The organism is Nitrososphaerales archaeon, assembly GCA_025058425.1.
In the GTDB taxonomy this organism is placed as follows: domain Archaea; phylum Thermoproteota; class Nitrososphaeria; order Nitrososphaerales; family JANXEG01; genus JANXEG01.
The window spans coordinates 1-8,692 of sequence record JANXEG010000051.1 but is presented as its reverse complement, the minus strand read 5'-3'; the positions used below and the strand labels follow the sequence as shown (position 1 = coordinate 8,692).

General features: G+C 42.5%; 6 protein-coding genes and 1 tRNA gene. 4 read left to right on the top strand and 3 right to left on the bottom strand.

The features are described 5' to 3' along the window. Both NZ896_05635 and NZ896_05630 read left to right on the top strand, forming a co-directional pair. On the top strand, positions 1-1,234 hold a 1,234-nt coding region (locus NZ896_05635), incomplete at its 5' end, for a hypothetical protein (protein MCS7116933.1). Then, positions 1,212-3,152 carry a TRAP transporter fused permease subunit gene (locus tag NZ896_05630; GenBank protein MCS7116932.1) on the top strand — a complete coding sequence of 647 codons (1,941 nt, stop codon included), beginning with the start codon at positions 1,212-1,214 and terminating at the stop codon, positions 3,150-3,152. The genes NZ896_05635 and NZ896_05630, both read left to right, overlap by 23 nt. 14 nt (positions 3,153-3,166) lie before the next feature. Here NZ896_05630 and NZ896_05625 read toward each other — a convergent pair whose 3' ends face one another. Continuing rightward, a complete protein-coding gene (locus NZ896_05625) occupies positions 3,167-3,802 on the bottom strand; it encodes a hypothetical protein (GenBank protein MCS7116931.1) in 636 nt (211 codons plus the stop codon). 137 nt (positions 3,803-3,939) lie between these two features. On the opposite strand from NZ896_05625, the gene NZ896_05620 reads away from it, so the two are divergent. After that, a tRNA-Phe gene (locus NZ896_05620) sits at positions 3,940-4,013 on the top strand. Between the two features lie 199 nt (positions 4,014-4,212). Here the strand turns inward: NZ896_05620 and NZ896_05615 are convergent. Continuing rightward, positions 4,213-4,914 carry a DUF72 domain-containing protein gene (locus tag NZ896_05615; protein ID MCS7116930.1) on the bottom strand — a complete coding sequence of 234 codons (702 nt, stop codon included), beginning with the start codon at positions 4,912-4,914 and terminating at the stop codon, positions 4,213-4,215. A 187-nt stretch (positions 4,915-5,101) separates the two neighbouring features. Between NZ896_05615 and ppdK the strand changes: the two genes are divergently transcribed. Next, complete coding sequence (gene ppdK / locus NZ896_05610) at positions 5,102-7,759, top strand: pyruvate, phosphate dikinase (GenBank protein ID MCS7116929.1); 2,658 nt, start codon at positions 5,102-5,104, stop codon at positions 7,757-7,759. 508 nt (positions 7,760-8,267) lie between these two features. Here the strand turns inward: ppdK and NZ896_05605 are convergent. Then, the coding region (locus tag NZ896_05605; GenBank protein MCS7116928.1) for a CBS domain-containing protein at positions 8,268-8,692 on the bottom strand (425 nt) is incomplete at its 5' end.

The following is an 8,692-nucleotide window of genomic DNA, read 5'->3' as shown; positions in this document are numbered from 1 at the left end:
AAGAAGAGAATACTTAAAGTACATTGGTTCATTCGTTATAGGTGCTGTGATATTTGGTGGTGGTGTAGCTGCATATTACGCATCCTTACCACCAGTGAAAGAAGTAATAACAAGGACTGTTACTGAGACTGTACCGGGGCCAACGGTAACGAGGACTGTTACTGTAACGGTAGCACCGACTCCAACTCCCACACCTACACCAACACCTACTCCTACTCCAACTCCTAGTCCTACACCAACACCTAGACCTACGCCCTCACCATCCCCAACCCCGAAGAGAAAGTTCAATTGGGGAACTGCTACTGTTGGTTCTACGGGGCATAGAGCTCTCGTTGGAATAACTTCCATCTTAAATAAACATATGCCAGGCTACGAATTCACCGTAATTCCAACACCCGGGGCAGTGGCCAGTATGAAGAATTATGCGAAGGGCGAGTTGGATGGTTGCTACACATCAGACATCGGCTTCACTGAAATGTACCGTTTTGAAAAAAGGTTTAAAGACTTTAGAGCAGAAGCTAAGAGGATGCCGGTCCAAACCTTCTGGGCTTATACGATAGAGGTTACACTCGCCATTCATGATAGGAACCTGGGCAAGTATAAGAAGTGGTCAGACCTTAGTGGTAAAAAGATTTACGCATTCTATTTGGGTTGGGATGTCCACGCTGCCCTTACACCACTGTTAGATACTTTAGGTGTTAAATTCACACATGTAGAAATGGATACATCGATGGTCGGATCCGCACTTGAGAAGGGTGAGATAGAAGCGACCGGTGTATATACTACTTCATACAAATCACCACCTCCATGGATAAAGGAGCTTGAAATGACAACACCTATTGCTATACTGAATCCGAGTGAGGATGAATTGAAAAAACTTAGGGCTGCAGGTTTCGATATTGTTGAAATCGATCCGAAGGAAGCTTTTGCAACCGATGTGAATGTCGATAAGATCTATGCAAGGGCATTCTTCTACGGCTTCTCTGTGGGGACAGAGGTACCAGAGGATGATGTGTATAATATGCTAAAGATACTTGAGAGGTATAGAGAAGATTTAATTACATACGATCCAGGTTTCGAAGTACTTGCCAAAGATTTCGCAGGTTTTCAAGTACGTGGAATAGAAGCACTTAGGGCTATGTGCCCAGATCCAGAAGTACCTATTCACCCTGGATTGGCAAAGTATCTTAAAGAGCGTGGGTTATGGAAGGATGCATGGAAGATCGCAAGGTAGCAAAAACTTTCTCACTATAATTTTTTTCATTGCATCGATACCATTCCTAGCTTACTTGATCAACTACTATTATATGGGAGCTGGGGGTCCGTGGCTATTAGCTGTAACGATGGTCCCCTATTCCTACATACTTTACACATTAGACTCTCTACGTAAGGATCAACTTTACCCCAAACTCGGTAAGAAACTTAACTACCTGATCGCTTCCATCTACATAGTACTCTGTATAATAGTTGCAACGTATCTATCTACAGAATTTTATAATTTGAGGGCTTTGAGGCTTGGCTCTTACAATATCTACGATATCACGGTAAGTGCGATTATGCTTGTATTGATCATGGAGTATGCAAGAAAGAGACATAGGATACTATTCTTTTTAAATATCTTCCTTATACTTTACGCAGTCTATGGATGGTTGATCCCGGGTATATTCGCGCATAAGGGATTATCCATAATAAGAGTCATAACAGCGATGGGTGTTGAGCTTGAAACGGGCGTCTTTGAAGCATTACCACAACTTGCGTTGACCCTGGTCGGCTCATTCTTACTTGTAATAAGTATTGCAAGAGGCTTTGGTTGTATAGAATCGATAATCAAAGGCGCCTCTACAATAGCACGTAAATCTTTACATGGTATTCCTCAATCCGCAGTAATCGGCTCCATGGGTGTGGGTACTGCAACCGGAAGTGGTGCGGCGAACGCTGCAGCTGTCGGGAGCTTCACGATACCTTTGATGATAAAGTTGGGTTTTCCGAGACCAGTCGCTGCCGGTATCGAAACTTCCGCATCTATAGGTTCACAGATCATGCCTCCAGTGATGGGGATCGCTGCATTCATTATGAGCAGTTTTCTTAATGTGTCGTACTTCGATGTAATGATAAGGGGTTACTTACCCGCATTGATCTACTATGGTGGTGTAGCGTTAAGTGTCTACTTGCTCACTAACCGATACGTTCACTCAAAATCCTCTGTAACCCTACCGACTTTGGAGAAGGCTAAGTTGGACCTTCGTGAAAAGATGAATATCTTCATATTCATCTTCGGTTTGTCGACTCTAGTGTACTTAATGGGTGTAATCAGAATGCCACCCATACTTGCCGCATTGACTACGGCGGTCATAATCTCGATCTTACTATCGTTAAACTTTGCTTATCACCTATACAGAACCGGTGCGAAAAGATCGAAAGAAGTAAAGGATATCGTTATGCAGGTTGTGGATCATTTCGCAACACAAACCTCCGACCTAACACTCCTCCTCTCCACTCTGGGAATCCTGGTAGGGATCTTTACCATTACGGGAGTGCCTACTAAGATAGGTGCGATGTTGATGGAAGTAGGTAGGGGTGAGATAGTGGCTCTAATAGTTATCACATTCTTATTCGGATACTTTGTAGGTTTGGGTGTGCCACCTGCCGCTACATATATACTCGTCGCTATAGTGATAGCGCCTTACATGGTCAAGCTCGGTATTGATCCTTGGGTGATACACTTTTACGCTTTCTTCCTAGGTGTCTTCTCCGAACTCTCTCCACCGACTTCTGTCGCTGCAGCCGTATCATCGAAGATCGCCGGTGCATCATTCTTAAGGACGATGTTCGAAGCTTCTAAGATCTGCATATCGTTGTATGTTTTGATGTTCGTTGTATTCACGAGACCGAATATCGTAGTAGAGCCGGGAATTTCACAACTCTTTAACGGAGGTTTGGTGATGGCTGGCACATCTGGCATAATCTTCGGAATATTCGGTAAATTCGATAAAAGATTATTTTTAGATGTACCATTAAGAATCTTTATAGCGATACTATCATTATTGGCGCTATTTCATCCAGATATCAATCTAGCCGTACTATCATCTCTAGCGATACTCGTCATGATCGTATTCGGTCTATATCGATTGAAGAGGGTCTTAAGAGGATGATCTTCGCTTTAACATCACATATGTTTAAGCTCTTCAGCTATGCGCTTGAAAGACAATCCTCTTTCGATCGATCTCGAGAATACGATCTCTTTCTCTTCCAGCTCCTTTGATAACTTCAACACTTCTTGAGCCTTCTCAGAATTTATCACCACCACTCCCGTATCATCACCGACGATTATATCGCCCCCTTTAATCCTAACACCATCTATTTGAATCGGTTCATTAACACTCTGTATCTTAATACGTGTCTTACCACTCCTTGGGGTTATATGCTTTGTAAATACAGGGAATCTAAGCCTTCTAATTTCATCAACATCTCTCACACCCCCATTCACCACAACACCTTCCACACCCTTCATCTTCGCAGCCAAAGATGCGAGCCCTCCCCACACCGATACACACGCGCCATCGATATCTATTACGATCACCTCCCCTCCTTTACATTCATCTATGATACTTCCTATTCTAAACTCGCTTAAATCGTAAGAGTTAATCACACTCGCTGAGCCCCTCACAGTTAGGGCTCTACCCGCGATCCTTACTCCCTCATTTAGAGGGCGAATATTATCTAGTATACCGTGCAGTCCAAGTTTATCCATAGCGTCTGAGATGATCGTAACTGAATAATTCTTAAATTCAGCAGGATTCATACATTGATATTATAAGCTCACACTATTTATATTTCACTGATAGTTATCATCGAATTTATCCATTTATCACACTTTATCATGTAGATACAATGTTATAGAAAAAATTTAATTACCTTGATGTATTCCATTTAAATTGGGCCGAGGTAGCTCAGCGTGGGAGAGCACCCGGCTGAAGACCGGGCTGTCGCCGGTTCAAGTCCGGCCCTCGGCATAATAACCTTAAGATGTTTCACAATAAAGGATTGACAGAGGATCGTTTACCCGTAGCTTACTGTAGTCTTATTAACAATTAGTCATCGACATCTTCAACTATGCTAATTATCATAGATTGAAGTGTTATAATTCTTCTCTCAGGATACTTACTGCATATATTCTAACTCCCAAAAACCTATTCTCTATTTCTCTATCCTCTATCTTTCTCCACGAATGATCTTCATCAAATACTTTCCATTCGTTAACATACCATGATCGTTATTCAAGTAAATGTATTTACGTGAAGCTGGGAGTCGCTTTATAGAATTCACAATTTCATTCAATTCCTCATCCGTATATTCATAATTGTACCAAACATCTCTACCATGTAATCTCAAATATACAACATCATTTATCATCACTATATCACGAGGAAGCTCAGGTGCATCGACGGAGCAAAAGACTATGCCCAAATCACGAAGATCATCTACATTCTTCCACCACGAATTATCCCGAAACTCCACAACGGCCCTATTGCCAAGGTTCAACTCTTTGAAGAAATCGTTAAGAATACTTATACTCTTTTCACTATACCTGAAGCTCGGTGGCATTTGGAAGAGCCAGAATGATATCTTCTCTTCCATAGTACGTAAAGGCTCTACAAATCTCTTCCATAGTTGAATAGCTTTACCACGTAACTTAGCGTAGTGTGTGATGGAGCGGTGCACCTTGATGGTGAAATCAAAATCTTCTGGGCTATTCGACCAGGCCTTTACCCATGTGGATGAAGGGAATCGGTAAAAACTTGCGTTAATCTCTACGGTATCGAAGCCCTGTTTTATATACCATTCAAAAGGTGTAGGTTTACCTTCATTCCAAAAGTAGCTATAGCCTGATGTCCCGATCTTTATCTTACTCATCTATGAACGATCACATCGATAAGATTAATAAAGTTATGCGTATTACCATACTTAATCGTAAGAGCTTTACGATTAAATAAGGTTTATCTTTATCTTTTAAGTACGGAAAGGAGTAAAATCCTTAATCCACACTTAAGTTAAATTTATAAAATACCATGTTTGTAGCTATTGCTTGGAGATTTACAAAATGGCGAAAGATATCTACTTATTTGAAGAAGGAGATGGTAAGAATAAGAAGTTACTGGGTGGTAAAGGTGCAGGCCTTTGCCAGATGACACAACTCGGTTTACCAGTACCACCGGGATTTATAATCACTACCGAAGTCTGCAAAAAATACTATGAAGCTGGAATGCGCCTTCCCGATGGATTGATGGATAAAGTTCGAGAAGCCATGGCCCATGTGGAGAGGAAGACAGGTAAGAAGTTTGGAGATCCACATAACCCGCTCCTGGTCTCTGTAAGATCTGGTGCTGCGGTCTCCATGCCGGGGATGATGGATACGATTCTCAACCTCGGTCTGAATGATAGCACCGTACAGGGCTTAATAGAGCAGACCGGTGATGCGCGTTTTGCTTATGATGCGTATAGAAGGTTTATACAACTTTTCGGCAAGATCGTCCTTGGCGTCGATGAGAAATTATTCACGGAAGTCTTTGAAGAAGCGAAAAGGAAGGCTGGTGTGAAGAACGATTATGAATTGGATGCGGAATCGTTAAAGGCTGTGGTACAGAAGTTTAAAGAAATCTGTGAAAAAGAGACTGGTGCACCCTTCCCTGAAGATCCCTATGTTCAACTGGAGAAGGCGATAGCTAGTGTATTTAAGAGTTGGATGGGGAAGAGGGCCGTCGATTATAGGCGGGAGTTCAAGATAACACCAGATATCGCCGATGGGACTGCAGTGAATATAGTGGCGATGGTCTTCGGAAATCTTGGTTTTAACAGTGCTACTGGTGTAGTCTTCACTCGAGATCCTGCTACAGGCGCTAAAGGTCTGTATGGAGATTACTTGGTAAATGCTCAAGGCGAGGATGTGGTCGCTGGTATAAGAACACCAAAGCCGATCGATGAATTGAAGAAAGAAATGCCCGAAAGTTATCGTGAATTGGTAGAGATATGTGATCGATTGGAACGTTTCTATAAAGAGCCACAGGATGTCGAATTCACAATCGAAAGGGGCAAATTGTACATGCTTCAAACGAGAGATGCAAAGATGAATGCGTTGGCCCTCGTCAGAACATCTGTAGATATGTGTAAAGAGGGTATCTTAACAAAAGAGGAGGCTCTATTACGAATAAAACCCGATCAACTTGAGCAACTATTACACAAAACCGTCGATCCAAAGGCTAACGTGAAACCAATCGCTAAGGGTGTTAACGCTTCACCGGGTGCGGCCTGTGGTAAGGTAGTCTTTGATGCGGATGAAGCCGAGCGGCTTGGTAGAAGTGGTGAAAGGGTAATCCTAGTAAGAGAAGAAACAAAGCCGGAAGATATTCATGGATTCTTCGCTGCACAAGGTATATTAACGAGTAGGGGCGGTAAGACGAGCCATGCGGCTGTAGTGGCGAGAAGTATGGGTAAGCCGTGTGTAGTAGGGGCTGGAGAAGTCCTCATCGATCTTGAGAAGCGTCTATTCACAGTTGGTGATATCGTGGTGAAGGAGGGCGATTTGATAACTATCGATGGTACCACGGGCAACGTGTATCTAGGAGAGGTTCCCATGATCGAGCCTCAGCTCTCAGTCCATCTAAAGGAGTTATTATCCTGGGCCAACGAATTCCGCAGACTCGGTGTAAGGGCGAATGCCGATACACCGGAAGCTGCAAGGTTGGCACGAAGTTTTGGAGCGGAGGGTATCGGACTCTGCAGGACGGAAAGGATGTTCAACGCTCCCGATCGACTTCCTATAGTGGTCAGTATGATATTGGCAGAGAGTAAAGAAGAGAGGATGGATGCTTTAAATAAACTCATGCCCATGCAAAAGAACGATTTTAAAGAGATTTTAAGGGCCATGGAAGGATATCCTGTAACCATCCGACTACTCGATCCACCATTACATGAATTCTTACCGAGGTTTGAAGAGCTCGTAGAAGAAGTATATCGCTTAAAGTACTCGAAGGGTTCTGAAGCCGAACTTTTAGAAAAGCAGAAGATCCTTTCTCGAGTAAGAGTTATGACCGAGGTCAATCCGATGCTTGGGCATAGAGGTGTAAGAGTTGGTATCACCCATCCGGAGATATATGAAATGCAGGTAAGGGCTATATGTGAAGCTGCAGCCGAGTTGATGATCGAGGGTGTTAATGTTAAACCTCAAATCATGATCCCCCAGGTTGCAGCCGCTGAAGAGCTTGTAGTGGTGAAAGAGATCGTCGATCGTGTTAAAGAGGAGGTTGAAAAGAAGTATGGGCTTAAAATACCGATCAAATTCGGTACGATGATGGAAGTTGTAAGGGCATGCTTGACTGCCGATCGTATAGCAGAGGTCACCGATTTCTTCAGCTTCGGAACCAACGATTTAACTCAAGGAACATTTAGCTTCAGTAGAGAAGATGCAGAGAATAAATTCTTACCCATATATAACTCCAAGGGGATTTTAAAGTACAATCCATTCCAGACACTCGATGAAGAGGGTGTCGGTAAGTTGATCAAGATGGCTGTCGAGCTTGGAAAAGCTGCCAATCCTGAAATCGAGATTGGTATATGTGGAGAGCATGGTGGCGATCCAGATTCGATAACATTCTGTCACAAAGCGAACCTTACGTATGTGAGTGCATCACCCTACCGAATACCCATCGCTATACTCGCTGCTGCACAGGCAGCCATAAAGGATAAAGCTCGTAAAGCTTAACACGGACTTAATTCATAAATCATAATCCCATGGTTTAATTATTTATACGATCGTACGAAGGTTTTCAGAGTTAAAATTTAATGGAAGCAAGATCGTAAAATTTAAAATATATTCTAATCGGTGTTATCGATGAAATAAAAAATGAGGGGTGATTTGATATTTGATTAATTACTTCTTCTCTTCCTTCTTCTCCTCTTTCTTCTCTTCCTTCTTCTTCCCTTTCTTACCGCATGATGTCAAGTCCAACACCGTCTAATCAATAATGAATCGGTGATATATAAATGATAGCAATTTTATGAGTGGTTTAACTACTACTGTCGAAGAGATCAATTCAAGGGTTTTGTTGATGTAGTGATGAAGATCAGATTTACCATCAAAAAGTGCTGTTATGGATTTAGAAATATCTTCTATCATAAAGCCCTCCTCAATATGAGATGCGGCCCCTTCAAAGGTTGAGCAGCTAACTTCGAAAGATGCAAAAATATGTGAAGTAGGTAATTTATGTTGGTTATGTTGGAGCGAATAAAACCTCTAGAATATGGATTCTGTCGATATGTCTATACAACGCTTCTTTATCTGGAAATACAGAGTTACAGTAGGGGCATTTGATACCTTTTGGAAGCTCAAGTTCAATGGATATGGCATTCTTCTTCACATCTCCAACACATGATCGTTGAGAGATGATACCGACGATCCTATCCCCATCACGAATTAGAAGCCTTCTAAAGTTATGTCTAACCATGATCGAGAGTGCTTCCCGAACGGTCGTACCCTTCGGTACTGAGATAATGGGTGATGACATGATCTCCTTTAAAGGTGTCTTGAGCGGATCCTTACCTTCAGCAACGACTTTATAGAGGATATCACGCTCCGTAACGATCCCGACGGGCTTCCCACCCTTCGTCACGATTAAACTCCCGATACCTCGCTCCT

Excerpts from the sequence above, each read along its gene's own strand:
- NZ896_05630 (MCS7116932.1), top strand. The coding sequence starts at position 1,212 with ATGCATGGAAGATCGCAAGGTAGCAAAAACTTTCTCACTATAATTTTT.
- NZ896_05625 (MCS7116931.1), bottom strand. The coding sequence starts at position 3,802 with ATGAATCCTGCTGAATTTAAGAATTATTCAGTTACGATCATCTCAGAC.
- NZ896_05615 (MCS7116930.1), bottom strand. The coding sequence starts at position 4,914 with ATGAGTAAGATAAAGATCGGGACATCAGGCTATAGCTACTTTTGGAAT.
- ppdK (MCS7116929.1), top strand. The coding sequence starts at position 5,102 with ATGGCGAAAGATATCTACTTATTTGAAGAAGGAGATGGTAAGAATAAG.